This window comes from Winogradskyella sp. HaHa_3_26 (assembly GCF_019278425.1).
GTDB lineage: Bacteria > Bacteroidota > Bacteroidia > Flavobacteriales > Flavobacteriaceae > Winogradskyella > Winogradskyella undariae.
Window position 1 is genome coordinate 3,567,878 of record NZ_CP058981.1, and the last position, 25,591, is coordinate 3,593,468.

At 34.3% G+C, this 25,591-nt stretch carries 16 protein-coding genes; 13 read left to right on the forward strand and 3 right to left on the reverse strand.

Features of this window, described 5'->3' with window-relative positions; genetic code table 11:
- Positions 1–9: 9 nt before the first annotated feature.
- From H0I32_RS15475 to H0I32_RS15535, 13 genes are all read left to right on the forward strand, one after another.
- Entirely contained in the window at positions 10–1,194 is a 1,185-nt protein-coding gene (locus H0I32_RS15475) for a putative glycoside hydrolase (RefSeq protein ID WP_179314467.1), read from the forward strand.
- Positions 1,195–1,223: 29 nt separating this feature from the next.
- On the forward strand, positions 1,224–3,143 hold the full coding sequence (locus H0I32_RS15480) for a sulfatase (protein ID WP_179314468.1): 1,920 nt from the start codon (positions 1,224–1,226) through the stop codon (positions 3,141–3,143).
- 26 nt (positions 3,144–3,169) lie between these two features.
- Positions 3,170–5,098, forward strand: a complete 1,929-nt coding sequence (locus H0I32_RS15485) for a sulfatase (RefSeq protein ID WP_179314469.1) — start codon at positions 3,170–3,172, stop codon at positions 5,096–5,098.
- Between the two features lie 118 nt (positions 5,099–5,216).
- Complete coding sequence (locus H0I32_RS15490; RefSeq protein ID WP_179314470.1) at positions 5,217–6,692, forward strand: arylsulfatase; 1,476 nt, start codon at positions 5,217–5,219, stop codon at positions 6,690–6,692.
- Positions 6,693–6,881: 189 nt separating this feature from the next.
- Positions 6,882–8,066 (forward strand): DUF6786 family protein, encoded by a 1,185-nt coding sequence (locus tag H0I32_RS15495; protein ID WP_218747086.1) that lies wholly within the window; start codon positions 6,882–6,884, stop codon positions 8,064–8,066.
- Positions 8,067–8,068: 2 nt separating this feature from the next.
- Positions 8,069–9,664, forward strand: coding sequence for a sulfatase family protein (locus H0I32_RS15500; protein WP_179314471.1), 1,596 nt, complete (start codon positions 8,069–8,071; stop codon positions 9,662–9,664).
- Between the two features lie 29 nt (positions 9,665–9,693).
- A complete protein-coding gene (locus tag H0I32_RS15505; protein ID WP_179314472.1) occupies positions 9,694–11,553 on the forward strand; it encodes an alpha-L-fucosidase in 1,860 nt (619 codons plus the stop codon).
- 8 nt (positions 11,554–11,561) lie between these two features.
- Positions 11,562–13,169 (forward strand): sulfatase family protein, encoded by a 1,608-nt coding sequence (locus H0I32_RS15510; RefSeq protein ID WP_218747087.1) that lies wholly within the window; start codon positions 11,562–11,564, stop codon positions 13,167–13,169.
- A gap of 32 nt (positions 13,170–13,201) precedes the next feature.
- Positions 13,202–14,698, forward strand: a complete 1,497-nt coding sequence (locus tag H0I32_RS15515) for a sulfatase family protein (RefSeq protein WP_179314473.1) — start codon at positions 13,202–13,204, stop codon at positions 14,696–14,698.
- Between the two features lie 15 nt (positions 14,699–14,713).
- Positions 14,714–15,862 carry an alpha/beta hydrolase fold domain-containing protein gene (locus H0I32_RS15520; protein WP_179314474.1) on the forward strand — a complete coding sequence of 383 codons (1,149 nt, stop codon included), beginning with the start codon at positions 14,714–14,716 and terminating at the stop codon, positions 15,860–15,862.
- 69 nt (positions 15,863–15,931) lie between these two features.
- Positions 15,932–17,461 (forward strand): sulfatase family protein, encoded by a 1,530-nt coding sequence (locus H0I32_RS15525; protein ID WP_179314475.1) that lies wholly within the window; start codon positions 15,932–15,934, stop codon positions 17,459–17,461.
- Between the two features lie 54 nt (positions 17,462–17,515).
- Positions 17,516–18,712, forward strand: coding sequence for a putative glycoside hydrolase (locus H0I32_RS15530; RefSeq protein ID WP_179314476.1), 1,197 nt, complete (start codon positions 17,516–17,518; stop codon positions 18,710–18,712).
- 39 nt (positions 18,713–18,751) lie between these two features.
- Entirely contained in the window at positions 18,752–19,615 is an 864-nt protein-coding gene (locus tag H0I32_RS15535; protein WP_179314477.1) for an alpha/beta hydrolase, read from the forward strand.
- A gap of 24 nt (positions 19,616–19,639) precedes the next feature.
- Here H0I32_RS15535 and H0I32_RS15540 read toward each other — a convergent pair whose 3' ends face one another.
- The 3 genes from H0I32_RS15540 to H0I32_RS15550 form a co-directional block, all read right to left on the reverse strand.
- Complete coding sequence (locus H0I32_RS15540) at positions 19,640–20,791, reverse strand: adenylyltransferase/cytidyltransferase family protein (RefSeq protein WP_179314478.1); 1,152 nt, start codon at positions 20,789–20,791, stop codon at positions 19,640–19,642.
- A 345-nt stretch (positions 20,792–21,136) separates the two neighbouring features.
- Complete coding sequence (locus tag H0I32_RS15545) at positions 21,137–23,956, reverse strand: chitobiase/beta-hexosaminidase C-terminal domain-containing protein (RefSeq protein WP_179314479.1); 2,820 nt, start codon at positions 23,954–23,956, stop codon at positions 21,137–21,139.
- A 27-nt stretch (positions 23,957–23,983) separates the two neighbouring features.
- Positions 23,984–25,576, reverse strand: coding sequence for a hypothetical protein (locus H0I32_RS15550; protein ID WP_218747088.1), 1,593 nt, complete (start codon positions 25,574–25,576; stop codon positions 23,984–23,986).
- Positions 25,577–25,591 lie beyond the last annotated feature (15 nt).

Consider the following 25,591-nt stretch of genomic DNA (forward strand, 5'->3'; position numbering starts at 1 on the left):
GAGGTAACAATGCGTTTAAAATCGTCCTTTTTAGTAGTTTTATTAGCCGTTTCTTTATGTGCGTGTTCAGTACAAAAACAAGAAATAGCTTTGGTAAAACAAAAATTACCTGAATTTTCATGGGATAAAATGCCTTTGTATATGCATCTGCGTAAATCTGAAGCATTTACAAAAGAGGAGCTAACCTACCTTTCAAAATTTCCTCTTACAACCTTTGAAAAAACAACAGGAAGTAAAGCTTATGGATCCACAGAAATAGGTACTATTAGAGCTGCTAAAGCTGTAAAAAAAATAAATCCTGATGCTAAAATATTATACTACAAAAACGTTATTGTAAACTGGGGAGGTTATAATGAAGATGAAGAATTTTTATATAAACATCCCGAAGCTTTATTAGTTAACACTAAAGGACAAAAAGCGTTGATGCCAAACGGTAGAACGGGCTTCTTTGATATCTCTGAAGACTATGTTCGCGAATATTGGTTAAACCATGTGAAAAAAGTTACCGAAAGCCCATTTATTGATGGGGTGTTTTTAGATGCTAATATTAAAGTTTTAGTCCCTATGTTTTTTAACAATCGTGTTGGAGAAGAAAAACGAGAAGCTATTAAAACGGGCTATTTATCCATGATGGCAGATTTAGACGCCCAAATAGGAAAAGACAACTTATTAATTGCAAATATCCTTCGTGTGCGTCCAGAATTTAAAGATTCAGGAAGGGAATACTTAAAATTCTTTGATGGTTCTTACATAGAAGGCTTTGAACATGAAAGTTTTGGCATGACTTATGAAGATTACCTAGCAAAAGGTATTGAGGCTGTTCAAAAATCAGCGAGAGAAGGCAGTGTCATAGCTATGTCTCTTGGTATTGGTAAAGGTTTAGAAAATGCTGAAGCAGGTATTGATGATGCTAGAAAAAAAGTAACTATAAATGAAAATTTTACAAAACGCTTAGATTATCTATTGGCTATTTTTCTTGTTTGCGCTGAGGAATACAGTTATGTCTATCCACATGATGGTTATGATATTCAAAAATCTGCGGTTTGGCTTAAAACGTTTCCGCAGTATGAGAAAAACCTAGGAGCACCAAAAGGCTATGCCGTACGTGAAGGCTACATTTACACAAGGTCTTTTGAATATTTAGACGTTACCTTAGATATACAAAACAAAACAGCCCAATTAGATTGGAAATAAACTAACACTAAATTATTTATACATATAAAATGAAATCACTTTTAACAACTCTAGCAATTTTATTGTTCTTTTCTAATTATGGAATTAGTCAAGAAAAAAAGGATTTAATAAAACCCAATGTTATTATTTTTTATGCTGATGATTTAGGTTGGCAGGATACAGAAATAAATAATTTAGACGAACCAAGCCCATGGGAAACGCCTAATATTTCAAAATTAGCTGAAGATGCTGTAAATTTTACAAACGGATATTCTCCTGCACCTACTTGTGCGCCATCTAGATGTGCTGTTTTAAGTGGGTTACATCCTACCAAAACAGGAGTAACACACGTTGCTGGGGGGCAAATGCCTAACGCAGAGCAAAGCCAAAATTATATATCACCTTTTTTTGAAGGAGGATTGTTTCCAAAACATTTTACAATTGCGGAAGCTTTAAAAATGAATGGATATACAACAGGACATATTGGAAAATGGCATGCAGGACATGATGATTCTCAAAAATCAAAAAACCAAGGTTTTGATTTTGTTCATGAATCTAGAGGAGCACATCAAGGACCTAAAAAACCAGACAACCGTTTGAATACATTTGCAACAAAAGCAAAGAATGATCCTTACCGTTTAAGTGATGAAAAATATCCTCCTTTTACCAAAGATTCTCCGGAAGGAATTTCATACCCATATGATGAAATTACTGAGAATGCTCTTAAATTTATTGGTGAAAGTAAAAACGAACCTTTCTTCTTATATTTAGCACATTGGATGGTTCATTCTCCAATTCATACTAAAAACCGCGAGTTATTACAATACTACTGTGATAAGTTAGGAATTGATTTCCCAACAAAAGATGTCCCTGTAACTACAGAAGGTCAAACAAACCCTTATTTTGGATCTATGGTAACAACCTTAGACTGGAGTTTAGGACGTGTTGTAGACTTACTAAAGAAAACAGACGACCCTAGAAATCCTGGTAAAAAATTATACGAAACTACTTATATCTTTTTTTCTTCGGATAATGGAGCTGTTGAACACGTAGGTAAAGAAATAGTTACAGATAATTTTCCATTAGATGAAGGAAAGAAATATGCTCAAGAAGGAGGTATTAGAGTACCATTGCTTATTTCTGGACCAAGTATACCAAAAGGAAAGGTATATGATGGATTGGTAAATCAATTAGATTTTTATCCAACAATTTTAGACCTTACAAATAGTAAAATACCTACTAAGTACAGTTCCGATTTAGATGGATTAGATATTTCTGGAGTTTTGTTAAATAATGAAACTGTTATCAAAAATAACAATGGAGAACCAAGAAAAGATTTATGGTGGCATTTTCCTCACAATCGTGAATTTCAAATGCAATCTGCAATAAGAGCGGGAGATTATAAATTGTATAAAAACCATACAAAAGGTAATTATGAATTATACCGTTTGTACAAAAATGGTGAAAGAGCAGATTTAGAAGAGAAATTTGATATTGCAGAACAGTCTCCAGAGATAGTTAAAGATTTATCTACAAGATTAGAAAAGTATTTAAAAGAGTACGATGCTAAATTCCCTTATAAAAATCCTTCAAAAATAAAAGGAGAACCAGAAAATGTAGCTGCTATTCCAAAAATTAAATCAGATTCTTTTGATCCTGTATCACGTAAAATTACGGTTACATTAGAAAATGGGAACTCTAAAGTTATTGAGTTTTATGGATTGATATCTTACAAAGATTTACATGCCGTTTCAAAAAATGGTAAACACAGAAAAGTGCATGAACCTTTTACAAAATTAGAAGGAGAATTTAATAAAAAGACATCAGAATATACCTTAACGCTTCCAGTTGGAGTAACAGAAGCGGGTATCATTTTTATAGATGAAAACAGATTTATGGTTAAAAGTAAATTTCATGCTTTAAAATCACCAAAAAAATCTAAAAAAAATAAGAAAAACAGAAATAATTAAAACAAATAAAATTTAAAATACTTACGATGAAAAACAAAACAAATCTTTTAGGTTTATTGTTCTTATCACTATTTGTATCTAATGCAATGTATAGTCAAAAGAATTCTAAATTAATAAAACCAAATATCATCATTTTTTATGCGGATGATTTAGGTTGGCAAGACGTACAATTAAATGATTTAGATGCGCCTTGTGCTTGGGATACGCCAAACATTGCCAAATTAGCGGAAGATGCTATCAATTTTACCAACGCATACTCTCCGGCACCAACTTGTGCGCCTTCTCGTTCTGCACTTTTAAGCGGATTACATCCTGCTAAAACAGGCATCACCAATGTAAGTGGAGGAGGAGTTCCTAAGGCTCAGAGAGCTGAAAAATATATTAGTCCTTATTTTCCATCAGGATTAATGCCAGAAAACTTTACCATCGCAGAAGCTTTAAAAATGAATGGTTATAAAACAGCTCATGTAGGGAAATGGCATGCAGGAGAACTTAAAATTCAAAAATCAACCAATCAAGGTTTTGATTTTGCGCATGAATCTAGAGGAGCACACACAGGACCTAAAAAACCAGACACTCGTTTGACTAATTTTGCAACAAATGACGCTAATGATCCATACCGCTTAAGTAAAGAAAAATATTTTCCTTTTACAAAGGAAAATCCTGAAGGAATTTCTTATCCAACGGATGCCGTTACAGAAAATGCACTTAAATTTATTACCGAAAGTAAAGAGGAACCTTTCTTTTTATATTTAGCACATTGGATGGTGCATTATCCAATTCACTCAAAAAACCGCGCATTATTAGACTATTATTGTGATAAATTAGGCGTAGAGCTTCCAGAAGTAGATGCTGAATGGACTAAAGAAGGTCAGAACAATCCTTATTTTGGTGCTATGGTAACTACCTTAGATTGGAGTTTAGGGCGAGTTGTAGATTTGTTAAAGAAAACAGATGACCCTAGAAATCCTGGTAAAAAATTATACGAAACTACGTATATCTTCTTTTCATCGGATAATGGTGGAGCGGAAACTCGTAAGGCAGAAGTAATGTCTGACAATGCTCCTTTAGATAAAGGTAAAAAATACTCTGAAGAAGGTGGTATTAGAGTTCCAATGCTTATTTCTGGACCAAGTATTCCAAAGGAAAAAACAAAAGATGTTTTAATCAATCAGTTAGACTTTTATCCAACTATTTTAAACCTGACAAATAGTGAAATACCTTCTAAATATAGAGATGATTTAGACGGATTAGATATTTCTAATGTCTTGTTAAATAACGAAAATGATGTAAAAGACAGCAAAGGAAAACCTAGAGAAGATTTATGGTGGCACTATCCTTATGGAGACGATGTTAAAAACCAATCGGCTATTAGATATGGAGACTATAAATTGTATAAAAACTTTAATTCTGGTAAATATGTATTGCATCGTTTGTATAAAGATGGAAAGCGATATGATTTAGAAGAACAACATGATATTGCAGCAGAATCTCCTGAAATTGTTAATAAGTTAGCTGCTAAACTAGAAAAGTATCTAAAAGATTACGATGCTAAGCTGCCATATAAAGACCCTTCTAAATTTAAAAACGAAGAGGATGCAGCCGCTATTCCAGTTATTGTGAATGATGTTTTTGATGCAAACTCTCGTAAAGTTTCTATTCAATTAGAAAAAGGAAAATCTAATGTGATTGAAAGTTATGCGCTTATTAAAATCTCTGATAAACCAAGTGCTACTGGAAAGAAAAAATTACACACAACATACATAAAAGTACCTTTAGAGTATAGTAAAGATAAATTAGAATACACTGTTAATGTACCAAAAGGGGCACATGAATGTGGCGTTATTTTTATTGATGAAAATAGGTTTATGGTGAAAAGTAAATTTCATGAGTTAATAAAGGATCCTAAAAAAGGAAAGAAAAAAAATAAAAATAAAAAGAAAAAAAAGAATTAAGCTTTTAAAGGAAGTGAAAAGATATAAGAGGTCTTTAATAGAGTTATAATCTTTTTATGGAAAAAAGAAGAGTTTCAAAAAATAAAGTAATTAAAAGTTAAATATAAAAATAGGAATCATGAAAAATACAGTTACCAACTTTTGTTTGTGTTTCTTATTTTTTATTCAAATGGGCCATGCTCAAGAAAGTACTAATACGTTAAAAAATAGTAAACCTAACATCATCTTTGTAATGACGGATGATCAAGGTATGGGAGATTTTTCTTGTATGGGAAATGAAGTTGTAAAAACTCCAAATATTGATGCTTTTTATCAAAAATCAACACGTTTTACAGAATACCATGTAAGTCCTACTTGTGCTCCTTCTCGAGCTGCTCTAATGAGTGGTCGTCATGAATTTAGAGTTGGTGTTACCCATACTATTTTAGATCGCGAACGCATGGCTTTAGAGGTGTACACGCTACCTCAAGCGTTACAGTCTGCAGGTTACCAAACCGGACTTTTTGGTAAATGGCACTTGGGAGATGCAAAGGAGTATTTACCACAAAACAGAGGATTTAATGAAGTACTGATGCATGGAGCTGGTGGCATTGGACAAGTGAGTTTAGGTGATTTTCCACCTAATAAAGACAATGTTTATTTTGATAATATTTTACTTCACAATGAAACGATTGTAAAAACCAAAGGCTTTTGTACCGATGTTTTTTTTGATGCTGCCTTGTCTTGGTCCAAAGAAAAGATAGATCATAAACAACCCTATTTTACCTATATCTCTTTAAATGCACCTCACGCACCTTTGGTTGCTCCTGAAGCTTACAAAAAACGATTTTTAGAATTAGGATATGATGAAGGGACTGCAGGCAGATATGGTATGATTGAAAATATTGATGACAATTTTGGAAGATTGATGCGTAAACTTGAAGAATGGAATGCTTTAGAAAACACCTTAGTTATTTTTACTACAGATAATGGAGCAACACATTTAAGAGGAACTTTAAATGGGGAAAACGTAAAGCACTTTAATGCCAACCTTAAAGGTGGAAAAAACTCGCCAAATGAAGGTGGAAATCACGTGCCGCTTTTCTTTTATTGGAAAGGTGTTTTAACGGAAGGCAAAGATATTAACCAACTAACAGCACATGTAGATTTATACCTAACTTTTTCAGAATTGACAGGAGTTAAACTACCAGAATCGATGCAACCCTTAGAAGGCTTATCCTTATTGCCATTGTTAGAAAATACAACGACAACTTGGAAAGATCGTTTGATGTTTACACATTGTGGACGTTGGAAAACTGGAATGGTTAATGAAGCTAAGTACACTAAAATGGCGATTAGAAGTCAGCAATGGCGTTTTGTAAATAACAAGGAATTGTATGATGTTATTAGCGATCCTGGTGAGCGTGAAAATGTGGCTGCACAAAACCCTGATGTAATTACTAAATTTGAACAACCTTATAATGAATGGTGGACCAATTCTATTCCACTTATGGTAAACGAAAACAGAAAAAGAGTAAAGGAACATCCGCTTCACATAAGATATTATAAGCAATTAGAGGCACAAGGTATTCCTCTTTGGAGTTCAAAAAAATAACAAGGTAAATTTCAACTACTAAGAATCGACTTGAAGCGATATAATGATTTAAATACTACATTTTTTTGATTGAATTAGATATAACAATAACCAAATAGAAACGGCAACTTAGTAGCCTTAATCGTTTGTATTACTTAGATAACGATTTTGGTTTATAAAAAGTATCAATTACACTATAATTCCATAATTATGACTGATAACATGCTTAACGAAGACAATTTTTCAAAAGATTTAGACTTCCTTAAAAAATACACAGATATTGTTGTTTTAAAGAATAACAAGAGCGCCGTGGCTGTTGCTCCTTTGTTTCAAGGTCGAGTAATGACAAGTGCTACCAATGCTGATTCAGGTAACGGTTTTGGTTGGATTAACAAAAAAGTTATTGAAAAAGGTTTCTTATCAGAAGAAGAACGTAAAGGAAAAATCGAAGATCAAATTTATGTATTTGGAGGTGAAGAACGTTTTTGGTTAGGTCCTGAAGGCGGTCAGTTTTCGCTCTTTTTTAAACCAGAAGACGATTTTGAATTTTCAAACTGGAAAACTCCAGCTGTTATAGATACAGAGGCTTTTACCTTGGTTTCTCATACAGATCATTCGGCGACGTTTGAACACCGTTGTGAACTCATAAATAAAAGTGGAACAATTTTTAAAATGGGTATTGGACGTTCCATTTCTATTTTAAATAAAGCATCCATTGAAAACATAATAAAAAAGAAATTTTCAACAAATGTTGAGTTTGTTGGTTATCAAAGCAATAATCAAATTACAAATATTGGTGATCAACCATGGATACCAGAAACGGGCTTACCTTCTATTTGGATGTTAGGGATGTATAAGCCATCGTCAGAAACGACTATGATTATTCCTTTTAAAGATGGAGAAGAAGCCATTTTAGGACAAACAGTTAATGATACCTATTTTGGTAAGGTGCCTAAAGACTATTTAGAAGTAAAAGAAAATATTTTGTTTTTTAAGGGAGATGGGACCAAACGGAGTAAAATTGGAGTCAACTCAAAACGCTCAAAAGGAATTGCAGGAAGCTATGATGCCGTAGGTAAAGTTTTGACTTTAATCACTTATAATACCCAAGAAGCGCCTCATGGATATGTGAATTCAGCATGGGAGCACCAAGAAGAACCCTTTGCAGGAGATGTATTAAACGCTTATAACGATGGTTCTCCAGAACCAGGAGTTCCACCGATGGGACCATTTTATGAGTTAGAAACGTCGTCGCCAGCAGCAGCCTTAAAACCAAATGAAACGATGGTTCATATTCAAACCACTATTCATTTACAAGGCGAAGAACAAGAATTAAGTAAAATCGCAGAAGCAACATTAGGCGTTAGCTTAGATGCTATTATAAAATCATTATAGCAATGAAGCGATTAAAAAATATATTAATACGATGTCTAATGTTGGTGTCTTATGTAAGTTTAACATTTATAGCAACAGCTTGCGCACAAGAATCTAATAAACCAAATATCATTGTTATTTATACAGATGATCAGGGCTATGGAGATGTAAGCACTTTAAATAAAGATGCTAAATTTAAAACACCAAACATGGACCGTTTAGTAAATGAAGGGATTGCCTTTACAAATGGGCACAGTGCTTCTTCAGTATGTACACCTTCTAGATATTCCTTGTTAACTGGTCGTTATAGTTGGAGAACAACACTTAAAAATGGTGTGATGAAATCTGAAGCCACATGTTTAATAGAAGATGGAAGAGAAACATTGGCATCACTTTTAAAAAATCAAGGTTACCATACAGCAATGGTGGGCAAATGGCATTTAGGAATGGATTTTCCTGGAACTCCTCAAAACAGAGATTGGTCACAGCCTATAAAAGATATGCCCTTAGACAAAGGCTTTGATTATTTTTATGGAGTACCAGCCTCATTAAATTTTGGTATTCTGGCTTGGTTTGAAGGTAGATTTGCCAAAGTTCCTCCAACAGAATATACGAATAAAAAGAAAAATGATAGGCATGTAGATTATCGAATCATGCCACCATATGATACAACTCCCGAACAGACAAAAGAGAAATTAGGAAAACCTGGTTTTGAGGTTGCTCCAGATTTTACGGATAACCAATGTCTAACTCAATTTACAGAGAAAGCCATTGATTGGATGAAAACAGTAGAAGGTGATGCTAAAAATGATAAACCTTTTTTCTTGTATTTACCATATACATCTCCACATTATCCTGTAGCTCCATTACCAGAATTTCATGGTGAAGGAGATTCAGGTGCTTATGGTGAATTTGTAATAGAGACGGATTATCATATTGGACAAATTTTAAATTATTTAAAAGAGTCAGGACTAGATGATGATACCTTGATTGTTTTTACCAGTGATAATGGGCCTGAAAAATCTTGGGGTAAACGTATCGAAGAATTTAATCATGACAGTAGAGGAGGATTAAAAGAAGGAAAACGTTCGGTTTACGAAGGCGGTCACCGCGTACCATTTATAGTGCGTTGGCCAAATGGAATTAAAGAATCTGGTCGTACATGGAATAAACCTGTAGGACAAGTTGACTTATTAGCAACTTTTGCGGATTTATTAGGAGTTGATATTTCCGACAATGCAGGTGAAGATAGTCAAAGTTTTGCTTCAGTTTTAACAACAACTCAAAGTACATATAACCGCTTACCTCTTATAAATAGAGGAGATAATGGTAAAATTGGCAGGTATGCTATTACTGAAGGCAACTGGAAATTGGTTTTACCATCTAAAAAGAAAGAAGAAGGCATTGAATTATATGATTTAGATAATGATCCAAGCGAGGAGACAAATTTAGCAAAGAAACACCCTAAAAAAGTAAAGGATTTAACAGCTAAAATAAATGTCATTATTGCTAGCGGACGCACAACTAAAGGGGTTTATCAGAATAATGATACTGGGTATTGGGATGATTTAACTTGGATGACAGCTGAAGCGTATAATACCATAGCAACAGAAAACTAGAAAGAAAGTAAACAACAACTATATTTAAGATGAAAACTAATTTAAGAATTATTTGTTTACTAATTGTACCCATTTTGGCACAGTATGGATGTGTACAAAAAGAAAAGGCAAATGAATCTGAAAGTCAGGTTTTTGACCAAACTACGAATTGGGCAATATTGAATAAGGCAGATGGTGTAAAAGAAGCAAATACATACAGTTGGGATATTGAAGTCACACACCCAATTGATTATTCCGTACAAGTTGTTTTTGATGCTTTACCAACAAATTCATCCGTAGCTAAAGTTACGATAGATGATCAGGAGTTAGAGGGAGACTTTCAAAAAGATTACACCACTTATGACCATAAAATAGTTTCAGAATTCAAGAAGCCAATTAAAATTAAGGATATCTCAGCTAAACATGTTTTAACTATAGAGACAGAAGCCAATTTTAATCAAGTACGATTGGTTCCGCATTATAAAAATTTAGTGGGTTCTGGTAAATATCACAGCGAATGGTTAACCATGCATCAATCTAATGAAAAACAAGAAGCGCTTAAATGGTTTAAAGAGGCAAAACTGGGTATGTTTATACATTGGGGATTATATTCTCAGGCAGGTGGAATTTGGAAAGGGACTAAAATTAACGATGCTCCATATCCAGGACCAAAAGTAGCAGAATGGTTAATGCATGCGTTTCAAATTCCTAGAGATGAATATGCCCAACTCGCAAAAACGTTTAACCCAGATAAATCTTTTGCGCAAAACATAGCCAAACTTGCCAAAGATGTTGGAATGAAATATGTAGTGATTACCTCTAAACATCACGACGGTTTTGCATTGTTTGATTCTGAGAGTTCAGAATACGATATGGTAGATGCAACGCCTTACAAAGCCGATGTTGTAAAAGAATTATATGAAGCTTGTTTAAACGAAGGTTTAGATTTTGGTGTTTATTATTCACATGGAAACGACTGGAATGATGGAGGTGATGGTAACTACGCTAACGTAAAAAAAGTAAATGATTCCTTAGGAATCTATACTCATAGTTCTGGTAAAAATTTGTGGGATCCAAGTCCAAATACACATGCCGAATATTATGCCTCTAAAAGTTATCCGCAAATTAAAGAGCTTATTGCGTTATTACCAAAGTTACGTTTAATTTGGTTTGATGGTGAAGGATTTACAACTGAAGAACAATCCTTTACGTTTTACAAAATGGTGTACAATGCAAATCCAAATATATTGGTAAACAGAAGAGTTGGCTGGGAGTTTGGAGATTATTTAGATGCCGGAGATAATAAGATTCCTTCGGCCTCCGAAACGTTAGAAAAGTATTGGGAAACTTGTGGTACCACGAATAATTCTTGGGGTTATAAATCTTATGATGAAGACTGGAAAAGTCCAAAAGAATTGCTGTATTATTTTGTAGATATTCTATCTAAAGGTGGAAACTACCTATTAAATATAGGTCCTGATGGAAAAGGACACGTACCAGAAGCTAGTGCACAAAACTTGCGCGACATGGGCAAATGGATTCATCAAAATGCAGATGCTGTTTACGGAACAACCCGTTGGAAAACACCAAACGAAGGACAAGAAGAAACATTATTAGATGGCACAGGTCATAGAGCTGCCAAAGGTTTCAAAAGAGATTTTACATCTAAAGATTTTTGGTTTACTGCTAAAGAAAATAAAGTTTATGTTATTTCACTCACCCAAACAGAAGGAGATATCTTAATAAAATCACTAAAAAAGGGTGAAGGAGATATTGAACAGGTAAAACTATTAGGAAGCGATAAGATCCTTAATTGGAATCAGAATAAAAACGGATTACAAACCACAATAACAGGAGTGCCTAAAGACGCACTTGGTTACGTTATAGAAGTTACTTTAAAAAATAATTAAATAAAATTATGAAAACTAAAACAACTCAAATACTTATAATTAGTAGCTTATTATTGGCATCACTTTTTATGCTTACCAGTTTTGATAATAACGATACTACAGAAGAACCAAAACCCCAAAAGCCAAATATCATATACATTTTGGCAGATGATTTGGGTATTGGTGATTTAAGTATTTATAACGAAAACAGTAAAATACAAACACCTCATTTAGATCAAATGGGTAAAGAAGGCATGCAGTTTACAGATGCACATACCTCTTCTTCTGTGTGTACACCAACACGATACGGCATCTTAACTGGAAGATATAATTGGCGTACGCCTTTAAAAGAATTTGTGACTTGGGGAAATTCACCTAGTTTAATTCAGAAAAACAGATTAACAGTGGCACAGATGCTAAAAAATAAGGGCTATAAAACAGCAAGTATTGGAAAATGGCATTTGGGTTTAAACTGGACGATGAAAAATAACAGCAAAGAGTTTGATCATTTTTCAGATACATCAGATCGTTTAAATTTTAAGGATATTGATTATAGTCAACCTTTAAAGTTTGGACCTAATGATATGGGCTTCGATTATTCATATATGATTTCAGCATCCCTAAACATGCCACCTTTTGTGTATATAGAAAATAATAAGGCTACGATGGTACCAACAGGAATTTCGGCTCAAACCAAAAAACAATCACCATATGCCACTTGGATTAGAGGAGATATTGCTGATGATTTTAAACATGAAGACGTACTACCAAATGTTGTAGATAAATCTATTGCTTTCATTAAGGAAAATGCCAATAAAGACCAACCTTTTTTTATGTACATTCCTTTGCCTTCTCCACATAATCCCGTGTTACCAATTGCACCATGGAAAGGTCAAAGTGACATTAAAAGTCCTTATGCCGATTTTGTAATCATGATAGATGATTTAATGGGTCGTATTTTTGAAACACTAAAAGTACAAGGCATTGACGAAAACACATTAGTCATCTTTACAAGTGATAACGGTTTTGCTACTACTAACGATTTAAAAACTTTAAAAAAGGAAAAACACAGTCCAAGTTATATATATAGTGGTTATAAAGGAAGTTATTTAGAAGGAGGTCACAGAGTCCCATTTTTAGTGAAATGGCCAGGGAAAATAAAACCAAATTCGGTTTCAGAGGCCACCATATGTACTACAGACTTTATGGCAACATGTGGAGATATTATCGATTATGATTTTAAGGATAATGAGGCAGAAGATAGTTTTAGCATGATGCCTTTATTAACCAATGAAGGAGATTATTTAAGAGATGCCACTATTCATCATGACAAGTATGGTGTTTTTGCGATTAGAAAAGGAGATTGGAAATTAATCGTATCTCCAAACTCAGGTATTATGGCCTCTGGAGAAACAAAAATACATAAAGATGTTACTGCGGAAGAAATTCTATACAATTTAAAAAAGGACGTCAAAGAGAGAAATAACGTTGCCGATCAATTTCCTGAGAAAGTTAAGGAATTAAAAGACATACTGATCCAACAAATAAAAGAGGGTAGAAGTACGCCTGGGAAAGTTCAAGAAAACGATCCTATTTCAGGAGAATGGCCTCAAATAAAGTTTGCTTTAAAAAAATAATTTAAGCAACGACAATTAAATTAAAAGTACCAATGAATATATTAAAATTTCTTTTCATATTAGTTTTAGTAACATCCTGTAAGTCTAATGCGACTGTCCAAAAGCAAGAAGTTCCTATTAAAAACACAACTCCTAATATCGTATACATTTTAGCCGATGATATGGGTTATGGAGACCTTTCGGCTTTAAATCCAAAATCCGGAATTCAAACTCCACACATGGATAAAATGCTATCAGAAGGAGTTCATTTTACAGATGCACACACAAATTCTTCAGTGTGTACACCTACTAGATATGGCATCATTACAGGGCGTTATGCCTGGAGAAGCTCACTAAAAAGAGGTGTTTTAAACGGTTATAAACCTGCCTTAATAGAAGAAAGCAGGCCAACAGTAGCTTCTTATCTTAAAAATAATGGCTATACAACAGCATGTATTGGAAAATGGCACATAGGCTTAGATATGCAACCAAAAGATGGAGATAAGACTATAAAAGCAAAAGACGGAGTTAGTAATGTCGATTTTAGTAAACCCATAAAAGACCCTAGTTATTTAGGCTTTGACTATTCGTATATCATTCCTGCATCATTAGACATCCCTCCTTATTTATATATCGAAAATGGAAAAGCTGTAGAATTACCTACGGAATATACAAACGTAAAAAGAAAGGGGCGCGGTCTTAGTTGGAGGCCAGGGGAAAAAGCACCTAATTTTGTTTTTGATCAAGTCTTAGACAATTTCACAAAAAAATCGGTTTCTTTTATTGATGATCAAAAAAATACAGACCAACCTTTCTTCCTTTATTTTGCGTTAACAGCACCTCATACACCTTGGTTACCAATAGGTGATGCTGTAGGTAAATCTGAAGCAGGCGATTATGGTGATTATGTTACTATGGTAGATGATGCTGTTGGTGCAGTTGTTACTGCCTTAGAAAAAGCAGGAAAACTAGATAACACCTTAATTATTGTGACTTCTGATAACGGCTCTAATTGGACCGAAAGAGATAAAGAAAAATTTGCGCATCGTGCAAATTATATTTACAAAGGGCAAAAAGCCGATATTTATGAGGGAGGTCATAGGGTCCCTTATATTGCAAAATGGCCAGGTGTCATTCCTGAAGGATTGGAATCGAATCAACTCATGTGTACAACAGATTTGTTTGCTACCTTAACTGGTGTATTAAATCAGCCTAACGTAGAAAAAGGAGCTGAAGACAGTTACAATCTTTGGCCTGCTTATACATCTAATATAGAGACACCAATTAGAGAAGCCGTGGTACATCATTCAATTTACGGCATGTTCTCCATAAGAAAAGGTAAGTGGAAATACACTCCCGAATTAGGTTCAGGTGGTTTTACAAAGCCAAAATCTATAGAACCAAAACCTAACGAAGCTCCTGGGACGTTATATGATATGATTAATGATCCTGAAGAAAAGAATAATCTCTATAATGAACATCCTGAAGTTGTAGCAGAATTAGAACAACTTTTAGAGACCTATAAAAGTCAAGGGTATAGTAATAAATAGGAATACAGCAGAGTTATGACAAGATTTAGAAAATTTAATTTTAATGTTTCATTAGTAATTCTAGGTATCACATTTCCTTTTTTACAAGGATTTGCGCAATCAGAGGATCAATCCAACGGAGCGTATCGTGATGTTTACATTAACAAAACTTGGGAAAGATTAGATGTAAACAAAGACGGTCAATTTACAGAGGAGGACAACAAACGCCTATGGAAAAATTTAAATAAATTATTGGACAGTAACGGAGATGACCTAATTAGCTTTGAAGAATTTTCGGCTAAAAAGCAAGTTCCGTACTTAAAAATAGAAGGAAAAAGAAAGTTAAATGTGCTTTATAAAGTTACCGAAGAAGAGGATTTATACTTAGATATTTATTATCCTAATACGTTAAAGGACGGTGAAAAATTACCCGTAGTGATATACACACATGGAGGTGGCTGGACAACCGGTAGCAGACACGGCGCAGCTAATGCTTCTTTTAAAACTGTGCATACGGCACTTTTAGAAAAAGGATTTTGTGTGGTATCCGTGAGTTATAGACTTTGGAAAAAAGACGAAAATAATACCATGCGAGACTGCGTAATAGACAGTAAAGATGCTATGCGTTATTTGTCTAAACATAGTGAAACATTAGGCATTGATGCCAATCGGTTTTTCTCTTTTGGAGACTCTGCTGGTGGTCAAATTTCCCAAATGCTATTATTAAGCTCACCTGAAACTTTAAAAGGCGATCCTGATTTGGCTTCTTACAATTATAACATGGTCGCTGGAGTATCTTGGTACGGTCCTTGCGATTTTGAAGATATCAGTTTATTTAATCATGATGATAGCCCCAATTTTAAAGATCGATTTGGTGCTAGAATAACAAAACCAGATACCAAACCTAAAGATAAATTAGCGCTGTATAAGGAAATGAGTCCGATTAATTATTTAGATAAAAACAGTGCTCCGTTATTAATGATCCAAGGAGACAAGGACACCACTATCCCTGTAAAACATGCTTATTATATGGCAGAAAAAGCGAATGAGGTTGGTGCACCTGTAACCACATTAATTGTAAAAAACGCAGGTCATAATTGGAGAAAAGTTGGAGCTGACATTAATCCAACACGAGAATCGATAATAAAAACAACAATAGACTATTTTAATTCATATTTAAAATAAACGGAACACAATACTATAAAGATTCCTTTAAAAAATTTTATATCACAATAATACTAAATTAATATAACCATGAAAAAACAAAAACGTAATAGCCTTAGATTAATTGTTTTGCTATTAAGCATCTTTACTTGGTCTTCTAATGCCCAAAAAAATGCAAAGAAACCTAATATTGTTCTAATAGTCTGTGATGATTTAGGCTATGGTGATGTACAAAGTTTAGCACCAGAAACTAGTAAAATTAAAACCCCTCATATAGATCAATTAAACCAAGAAGGGATGACATTTACGGATGCACATGCTGGAGCATCTGTTTGTACACCTACGCGATATGGTATTATGACCGGACGTTATAGCTGGCGTACAAAATTACAAAGTGGTGTCGTATCTGGTTTTGCTCCAGATTTAATTAAAGAAGATCGACCAACAATTGGAAATTTTCTTAAAGACCAAGGGTATCATACAGCTATCATTGGAAAATGGCATTTGAATTTTCAATATATTGATCCTATTTCGCAAACAACCATTCGCAAAAAAGGGAGAAACTTACCACCTATAGGTGCAACGATACCAGATGGACCTATTCATAGAGGATTTGATTATTATCATGGTTTTCATCACGCTGGAAGTATGAAAGCAGTTATAGAAAACGACAAAGTAATTATTCATGACGAAGTAATTAATATGTTACCTCGTTTAACAACTAAATCTGTAGAGTATATCAACGAACAAGCAAAGCATAAAGATGGTAAGCCATTTTTCTTATATGTGCCTTTAGGATCTCCGCATACACCAATTGTACCTTCAAAAGAATGGCAAGGCAAAAGTGGTCTTGGTAATTATGCCGATTTTGTAATGCAAACAGACGCCACTGTGGGAGCAATAACTGATGCGCTTAAAGCTAACGGATTGTCAGAAAACACATTGGTGATTTTTACTAGTGACAATGGTGCCTCTAAAGCTGCAAATATCAAAGGGCTTGCAAATAAAGGCCATTTAGTAAGTGCAGGCTATCGTGGTTCAAAATCCGATTTATGGGATGGCGGCCATCGCATACCATTTATTGTAAAGTGGCCCAATAACATAGAACCTAACACCACAAACAATGATTTAATTTGCTTAACCGATATTTTCGCTACGTTTTCTGAAATAACAGATATTGCTATGCCAAGCAAAAGTGGTGAAGATAGTGTGAGTTTTTTACCAGCATTACACGGGGAAGCTATTAATAGTACTAGAGCTGGAGTTATTCATCATTCCATAAGTGGCCATTTTGGGTATAGATTAGGAAAATGGAAATTGTTATTAGCAAGAGGTTCAGGAGGTTGGAGTACTCCTAAAGAAGACGATCCTACTTTAGATACTATGCCTGTTGCTCAATTATATGATATGGAAAATGATCCTGCCGAAACCACAAACTTATATACAACACATCCTGAAATTGCGGAACAACTTTTAAAGCAATTGGAATTGGATATAAAAACAGGAAGAAGTACCAAAGGGGAGTTTTCTGAAAATGATATGGATGATATTATTTTATGGAAAAAAAGAACTGTTAATAGAAGTAAGAAAGCAAAAAATAAAAAGAAATCAAAAGATTAATAATCTAATTTATTTAACTTAAGTATTATATAAAGAATAAAATATTTTTTTTTAATGAAAAGCAGTTTTGTTATCAACGGCGTATTATCATTTTTTTTATTGTTTTGTTCATGTGTAACAGTTCAACCCCCTTATAAAATAAGTGATGGTAGTACTTTTGAAACAAAATCATTTTATCCCAAATTTAATTGGAAAACGACACCAATGTATTATATGTTTGGTGACCCAAAAAGGATTTTACTCCCAGAGGAAGTAGATTATATTGCGGAAAGATCCGATTTTATTTGTATTGAAAAATCGCATGGACAAGGAGAATTAGGAGCTGCAGAATTAGGAGCAAAACATGAGGTAGCAGCTTTTAAAAAGGTAAAGCCAGATATTAAAGTGCTTTTTTATTTTAATTCGGCTTATGCCTGGCCTTTTACATCGTATAATAAGAATTTTACAAATGAAAATATTAATAATTACCCAAAACTTAAGGCTTTTTTAATAGAAAATCCTGAAACTAAAGAATTAGAGGAACGCAAAAAAGTTTTTTATTTTGATGTTTTAAATCCTGATTTTCGGGAATGGTGGGTAAATACAGTAGCAGAAGGTGTTGAATTTTCTGAAGCGGATGGTGCTTTTATAGATCAAATGCATGGTTTTGCATGGTTACGCCAAGATAAAGGGCAAGATGTTCAAAAAGCCATGGGAACTATGATGAAAGCACTAAAAGAAAAATTAGGTCCTGATAAAATATTGCTTGGTAACAATGCAAATGCTAAGCTTGCACAACGTGTTTTTCCTTTTATAGATGCCAATATGTTTGAACATTATGGAAATGACTTACTAAGTAAAGAAAAACTATTGAAGGATTGGGAAGATATGCTTAGAATTTCTAAAGCTGGAAAAATGTCTATATTTAGAATTGGTGTGGAGTATGATAGTGTAGCTGTTGCAGATCCTTTATTTTATAAAGGGAAAAAGAGAAATGAGCGTTTTGCGAAACTCTCTAAAGAGAAATTAGAGTTTTATCATGCTTGTTATTTAATAGGAGCACAGCCATATTCTTATTTTCAATATGGTTGGGGTTGGCAATTGTCTCATGGTTCTTTAATGGATTATCCCGAATTGCAAAAACCACTAGGTGCTCCCAAAGGTGCATATCATAGAACATCGAGTTCAGGGTGGGAGTTTACTCGCGAATTTGAACATGCTTCAGTTTGGGTTGATACCGAAACTAGAGAAGCTAAGATCACTTGGCATTAAAAATGCCTTTGAATGCTACTTTTCAAGCCTTAACTTTTTATGACGTCTCTTAAAATACTTCTTTCGACATTCTTAATCGCTTTTTCTTTTATAATAAAAGGACAAGCTAATTTTGTTCCAGACAGTACTTTAATTTACAAAACCACAGTGCAAGGCAACTTAAACATGCATGTTTTTAAACCTTCAAATTACAAAGCTTCAGACCAAAGGCCTGTAATAGTTTTCTTTTTTGGAGGCGGTTGGGTTGGCGGTGACCCAAAGCAATTTTACCAACAAGCACGGTATTTTGCAGATCATGGTTTTCTAGCTGTTTCTGCGGCATACAGGGGTCGTGGCAAACACAAAACCACACCTTTTGAATCGGTTACAGATGCAAAATCTGCTATTCGCTTTTTAAGAGCGCACGCTGATAAACTCGGAATTGACCCTAATAAAATTATAGCCTCAGGTGCCTCTGCAGGTGGCCATATAGCAGCGTGCACAGGTGTTCTTAAAGGTTTTGATGCAACAGATGAAAATCTAGATATTAGTTCTGTTCCTAATGCAATGCTACTTTTTAATCCAGTCATTGACACCACAGAAAAAGGCTATGGTATTGAAAACGTAGGTGAAGATAGAAAAACAGAGCTATCTCCAAATGATCATGTTGAAGAAGGCATTCCACCAACGTTGATATTCCATGGCACCGCAGACCAAACTGTTCCTTTTGAAAATGTTGAACGCTTCACTAAATTAATGACTGAAGCTGGAAATACATGCGAATTAATTCCTTTTGAAGGGAAAGGTCATGGCTTTTTTAATGGCTCTTTTTTTAGGAAACATAAAGCGGATGACATTTTTAATAGCACCATGGATTCCTCACTCAAATTTCTTGAAGAGCACCTTTTCAAGATAGAAAACTAAACAGTAATTGTTTCCTCTATTTGGTTACAAAACTTCTTTTCTACGTATATTAATTCGCATAGTACCTTCTATTGGTTTTTTAGAGACCAATATTAAATAGCCACCGCCTCCAGCACCAGCTAATTTCCAAGCAAGTGCTTTATCTTTATATTTTGCAATCTCTGCATTTATTTTCTGATTAACCATTTCAGGAAACATTTTAGTTTGCGCATTAAATGATTCTAGAAATGATTCAGCAAATTTTTCCAAATCTTCACTTTTAATAGCCTCCCAAACGTTATCAGCCGAATCGGCAAGTGATTTTACATTGGCTTCATTTATATAGGTTTCTTTTAGCAGGTCCAATCCTTGTTCTCTTGGCCAAAGTAGTACCATACAAAGATGTTTTTCTAACCACGAAAGCGTAGCTTCAGAATGAATGGATTCGAATTTTGTTGGCCAATACCCATTATTATAATGATGTCTAACTACACCAGGCATACATATTCCTATGGCATCTTGTGCGCCTGAAATTAATGTTGATCCAGGTGTGTTTTCAAATTTAAAAAGTATTTCAGCTAATTTTTCTGGTTTATCAAAAGGCAAATAATGAGGCCATATTTTTTTTGCTGCATTTCTAGTTGAAGTAGACATACCACAACGTTCATTATACTCTATAATTGGTTCTAGGGATAAAGTTATAGCCCATCCAGGATGATACTTTGAAACGTAAGGTTGGTCTATCCATGTACCTGCTAAATCTATTCTATACGGCAATGAACAATTACCGGAAGTTCTAATTGCAGTGGTTGAGCGAGCTGGAAGGTCTGCATCTGGCACGCGTCTTAGAATTTTCAATTCAATACCTAAAGAATTACAAAACTCTTCTTTCATAGAAGAGAAACCATCTTCATTAACAACAAAAACATCTGGATTTAGTTGTACTAATTCCTCCTTGAAATCTAAAATTCCAGAACCACTATTAACAAAAACCTCTTTTACATACTTTATAGAATCAATCATATAAAGCCTTTCTTGTTCCGAAGTTATGGTGTTACGACCCTTCAATTTTTCTATTGTCGCGTCTGAACCTATTCCTACATATAAATCTCCATAAGTTGCCGCTTCTTTAAAAAAGGCAACATGCCCACTATGTAGCATATCAAAACATCCTGAAACAAATACTTTTTTAGTCATTCTTTTAATCAATATTATGAGGTGAGTATCTAGAAAACAATAGGTTTAAAAGCACCTAACTATACTAGGTTCCAAATTTCATACATTTTTTGTTAAATAAAGATTAATCTTTAAAAAATCTAATTATGCCATTTTAGAGCATCATTTTTAACAGTCCATTTACCTACATCATTTGCTTTTAAAATAAAAAACGTTTTCCAGTTGATGTCTCGACAGTTTTACTTCCTGCTAAGCATCTGCTAAAGATTTTAAGAGAAAAGACGTTTTGTAAGGTATAATTAAGATGCCGTTTTTAAACTTGTCTACTCTAATAGTATATGACTTGTGCACATACATAGAACTCACTTATGGGATTGTTACCTCAAACACTTTAGAACCATAATCTCTTACCGCAGTAATCTTTACTGTTTGGCCCGAATATGTTTTAAGGAACTTCTGTAAATGGGCAATATTTAAAACTTTATGCTTGTTTAATTTTTGAATCACCCAATCTTTGTTCAATCCAGCATCCAACCACATTTGCGCTTTTTTAGGATCTAACAACTCAATATAACAACCAAAATTATAGCCTCCTGTAGCATCTATTAAATCTGGATCATCTGCAATGTTAATTAATAAAGCTCCATGCACTTCTTTTTGAAGTGCCTTTTTAATTTTTGTAGTCTTTCCTTCAGTAACAGTTTCTCCTGTATACTTACCAATAAGTAATGTAGCTAACCAACTAGGGTAGGTGACTTCTTTAACTTTTGTGAATTCAACTTCGTTTGTAAAACCAACTGGAATTCCATTAGAATCAAAGGTTCTAGCTCTCAACAATGTTGATTGGTTAATTTTAAATGGCTCTGAATATTTTAACGAATTCACCGTTGGTTCTGAACCATCTGTAGTATAATAAACATTAGATTTTTTTCCTGCTCTAATATCAGCCTTTAAACGTACAATAGTTTCGTTTTCAAAATCACCTCCAAAAGGTAATATACGAGTCATTGTATGACCGAACTGATCCATAGGGAAGTTTTTAAACCCTGTCTTTAATGCTGGAGAATTCTCTTTAACTTGATAATTTCCATTAATAGGGTCTACAAAATTTGGATTTGCTGAAACAGAGTTTAAATCATAGCCTTCCTTATTCCAAGCTTCCATTTTCTGATTAGGTGACATGTGAAAATTATCAGGATAGTTAACGTTCCAATAGGTATTATTATCATAGTTTTCACTCCATTTAACTTCTTTAGACAAGCCTACACCTCGAATAAAATTTTGAGTAGGTGCATTTTTACCAGGCAATGTACCAGCGATCACAAAAATGTTTTTATAAATCTCGTCTTCCGAATTCTCTGGCCATACATGCCATCCTGAAGGTACTGCACTTACTGTAATATTATTGTACACCTTACGTCCCATACCATCTCTAAGTTTGATAGTAGAACCTAAGTTTAAGTTGTTGTAGATTTCGTAATAACTAGAACCATCATCTAAATCAATGGTCCAGTTTCCTGCACTAATAGATTTACGGTAATTGGCTATTTTGTTATTTCGTAAAATTGTGTTGTCAATAGCATCCAATCTTGTTAATTCCTTTATAAAATGCTCATCCGTTCCTCTACCTCCTTTCCATTGTCGCTCTCGTCCCCAAGAATTAAAAGGGCCATGCTCTCCTGTTTCTCTTACGGTTTCCCATATATCATTAAATTCGATGAGGTGTCCTCCCCAAGTACCATCATTAATACATATGCCTGCACGTGGACAGTTATAAATGGTATTGTGAGACGCTGTTATTTTATGACTCATAGAAATGTAAACGCCTGCCACTTGTTTACCAACATCACCAAAATCGTGCATAATGCTATTTTCAACAACGCAATTTTTTGGATAATCTGGGGTTTTAGGACCAGCTTCTAAGTCCATATTCTCACGCATGTGATTCCAGTTTTTTCCGTCCATTAATCTATCATCCCAAGTTTGATAAAACCGAACAGCTTCCGGCGAACCGACAAAACAAACTGCACTTTCTCCGGTATGCACAAACCGGCAACCAGTTACTTTATTATTACGATTGTAGGCACTCATAAAAACACCATTTCCACCTACATATTCAAAATTACAATCTGCAATTAACAGGTTTTCTGTACCTTCCATAAAAATTGTGCCGCCTCTGTGAATAGCCCAATCTCCACGAGCAACCGGCTCATAAGCCTCCATAAACGTGTAGTTGGTTTGTGTAAAATTGAATCCTTTAAATTGAATATGTTTTACAGGTGCTTCTTTAGTACCCTTCAACTGAATCATATCTTTTATAACAGGAACTTCAATTTTAACGTCACTTAATTTTACGCCTTGCATCGGATAATAGTAAAGCGTATGGGTTTCTGTATTTAAGAACCATTCCCCAGGAACATCTAGTTCTTCAAAAATATTTTCAACAAAATAGTAAGACGCATGACTTTTTTTTCCTCCAATACCATGTGTTCTTTGAAGTTGCCAACCACCTTCGTTTAGAAAAATTTTATTTTGTTCTCTATTAATTGATTTAAGTCTGTACTGCATATTTCCCCAGTTATGACTTTGGAAACCATGCACAATTCCTGTTTCTGGATGCTCCCATGTTTTATCTGAAAAAGTTTCAGGATCATAGGAAAACCATGTATCATAACGCTTATCTGTACCACCTGTGACTTGAAGGTATCCTTTCCCGTCGCGAAGTGGATTCTCATAATCATAATTAGGGAATCTTGCTCTAACTTGGCGTTCTTCATTAACAAATAATTGATCCATAGACAAGCCTTCAGGAACTTGCGTTTGATAAATACCATTTTTATAGGCTTTCCATTCTAGATGCTCTAATCGCTGAGAGCCTTTGATAATTACTTTTGCTCCAGGTATAACTGAAAATACAACGGGATATTTTTCCGTTCCAGAATAAGCATTACCTATCTCAATGGTTTTATTAAGATAATATTCTCCAGAAGTAAACCAGACCGTAACGGCTTCGTTACCTGCATATTTTTTCACCTCTAGTAAGGCTTTTTCAAAACTTAAAAAAGGACTGTTTTTTGTTCCGGAATTAGTGTCTTTTCCTGTAGGAGACACATAAATATCTTTCGCAAAAGTGTTTCCTGTTATTAACAATACGGCAAGAACTATTAATATATTTTTTATCATCATATGAAACTTATATTCGGTTTTGATTTTTTATTCCTTAAACGAAACAATTACCTTATCCAGAATAGGTTTAGATTCATTTTCTGTAGTATCCGTCATTTTAACCTCAAATTGAAAACCATATCCTTTAGACAAGTCAGAAAAATTTAACTGTGCTGGTGTTTTTTCAACCTGCTTAGAAAAACCTTTTATATAATCATACTGTTCTTTTACAACCTGCCAGTCACTCCACTCATTAATTTGTCCGTCATTGGTAGTGTCCACTCCCATGCGCACTTCTACGGTTTCTACCCAAGGACCAGTACTTACATAATCGTTTCTAGTTTGCGTAAGCAAGTAATATTTACCTTCTGCAAACATAATATCTGGATCTGGATGACCTTGACCTATGTTTCCACAAAATTCAAATTGTTTATTAATATCATCAGACGTAAACCAAGCAACACTCATGTGTTTACCACCTGTCTTACCTGCTGGATCATAATCTGCAAATAAATAATATTGACCACCAATAGAAATAGAAGCCCAATCTCCAAAAGAATTTTGTTCTGGCTCATGGATTTCGTATTTACCAAAAGAAACAACGTCTCCTTTTTTGATTTTTTGTCTAGGTATATCAATTGGTGACGGTTTTCCAGGATAGTTATCAGGGTCTTCCTTAAACCAATGTGGATGTGCATATTCCGCAAATTTACCAGTTGGTTTGGTACGTTCATCTACAGGAGGATTTAAAATTTTAAAATCATTAAAACCATCTTTACTTACAGCATGCGTTGCTAAGGGCGAATCCCAAGCATGCGTAGAAGCATCAATAGGCGACCAATCTTCAGCTATAATATGAAAATTACCATCTAAATCTCTAATGACTGCACAATCAGAACCATCTGATGGATCCTTAAAAGCCATGCCCATCTTTTTCCCAACAAGACCATCAGTTAAGTTTTCATCAATAAGTAAATGCGGATCTTGATCGTTTGGAAAATCGTAATAAAAATAAAATTTTCCATCAATATATTCTGCAGAAGTTACCCAACGTGAAGACATGTCTGATATAGGTCCATAATGCACCCAGTTTTTCATATCGATACTATGCCAAGCATGATAGCCCTTTAGCGATTTTTTTAATCCTGATGGAGCATCAAATTGATTTTTAAGATGTGTGGTTTTTAATACCACATCATAACCTTTTAAGATGGTATCCTTACTTTTAAAATCATTCGGTCGTTTATTATTCTTTCGAGTATCATATTTACCAAACATCCAGTAATTTCCATCTCCTAACTGCAATGCGACAGGAGCATCACCTAAATTTGCTGGTGCTGCAGTAGGAATTTGTTCCCAATTTAACCATTCTGGTGATTGAGAAAACGTAATGGATTTTGCAGCTCTTTTTTTTGTGAACTTTTTCATGGCGCTTTGAAAAACAGCTTCCTTTTCAGTAGGAATTACTTTTCCATTGGTGATTTCCAAATTTGATTTTGTAGCTATATTCGCTTGCCAGTCTTCTTGAGACTCAAGGGTCCAAGTATCTTGTGCGTGTAGCATTCCGCTTGCTGTCAATAATAAAAATGTAAGTGACAGAAATAAGCCTTTATTTACTTGTGTTCTATGGTTTGTTTTCATGATTTTTTTAGATGA

Excerpts from the sequence above, each read along its gene's own strand:
- H0I32_RS15545 (WP_179314479.1), bottom strand. The coding sequence starts at position 23,956 with ATGATGATAAAAAATATATTAATAGTTCTTGCCGTATTGTTAATAACA.
- H0I32_RS15490 (WP_179314470.1), top strand. The coding sequence starts at position 5,217 with ATGAAAAATACAGTTACCAACTTTTGTTTGTGTTTCTTATTTTTTATT.
- H0I32_RS15515 (WP_179314473.1), top strand. The coding sequence starts at position 13,202 with ATGAATATATTAAAATTTCTTTTCATATTAGTTTTAGTAACATCCTGT.
- H0I32_RS15480 (WP_179314468.1), top strand. The coding sequence starts at position 1,224 with ATGAAATCACTTTTAACAACTCTAGCAATTTTATTGTTCTTTTCTAAT.
- H0I32_RS15525 (WP_179314475.1), top strand. The coding sequence starts at position 15,932 with ATGAAAAAACAAAAACGTAATAGCCTTAGATTAATTGTTTTGCTATTA.
- H0I32_RS15520 (WP_179314474.1), top strand. The coding sequence starts at position 14,714 with ATGACAAGATTTAGAAAATTTAATTTTAATGTTTCATTAGTAATTCTA.
- H0I32_RS15530 (WP_179314476.1), top strand. The coding sequence starts at position 17,516 with ATGAAAAGCAGTTTTGTTATCAACGGCGTATTATCATTTTTTTTATTG.
- H0I32_RS15500 (WP_179314471.1), top strand. The coding sequence starts at position 8,069 with ATGAAGCGATTAAAAAATATATTAATACGATGTCTAATGTTGGTGTCT.
- H0I32_RS15540 (WP_179314478.1), bottom strand. The coding sequence starts at position 20,791 with ATGACTAAAAAAGTATTTGTTTCAGGATGTTTTGATATGCTACATAGT.
- H0I32_RS15475 (WP_179314467.1), top strand. The coding sequence starts at position 10 with ATGCGTTTAAAATCGTCCTTTTTAGTAGTTTTATTAGCCGTTTCTTTA.
- H0I32_RS15485 (WP_179314469.1), top strand. The coding sequence starts at position 3,170 with ATGAAAAACAAAACAAATCTTTTAGGTTTATTGTTCTTATCACTATTT.
- H0I32_RS15510 (WP_218747087.1), top strand. The coding sequence starts at position 11,562 with ATGAAAACTAAAACAACTCAAATACTTATAATTAGTAGCTTATTATTG.
- H0I32_RS15505 (WP_179314472.1), top strand. The coding sequence starts at position 9,694 with ATGAAAACTAATTTAAGAATTATTTGTTTACTAATTGTACCCATTTTG.
- H0I32_RS15550 (WP_218747088.1), bottom strand. The coding sequence starts at position 25,576 with ATGAAAACAAACCATAGAACACAAGTAAATAAAGGCTTATTTCTGTCA.
- H0I32_RS15495 (WP_218747086.1), top strand. The coding sequence starts at position 6,882 with ATGACTGATAACATGCTTAACGAAGACAATTTTTCAAAAGATTTAGAC.
- H0I32_RS15535 (WP_179314477.1), top strand. The coding sequence starts at position 18,752 with ATGACGTCTCTTAAAATACTTCTTTCGACATTCTTAATCGCTTTTTCT.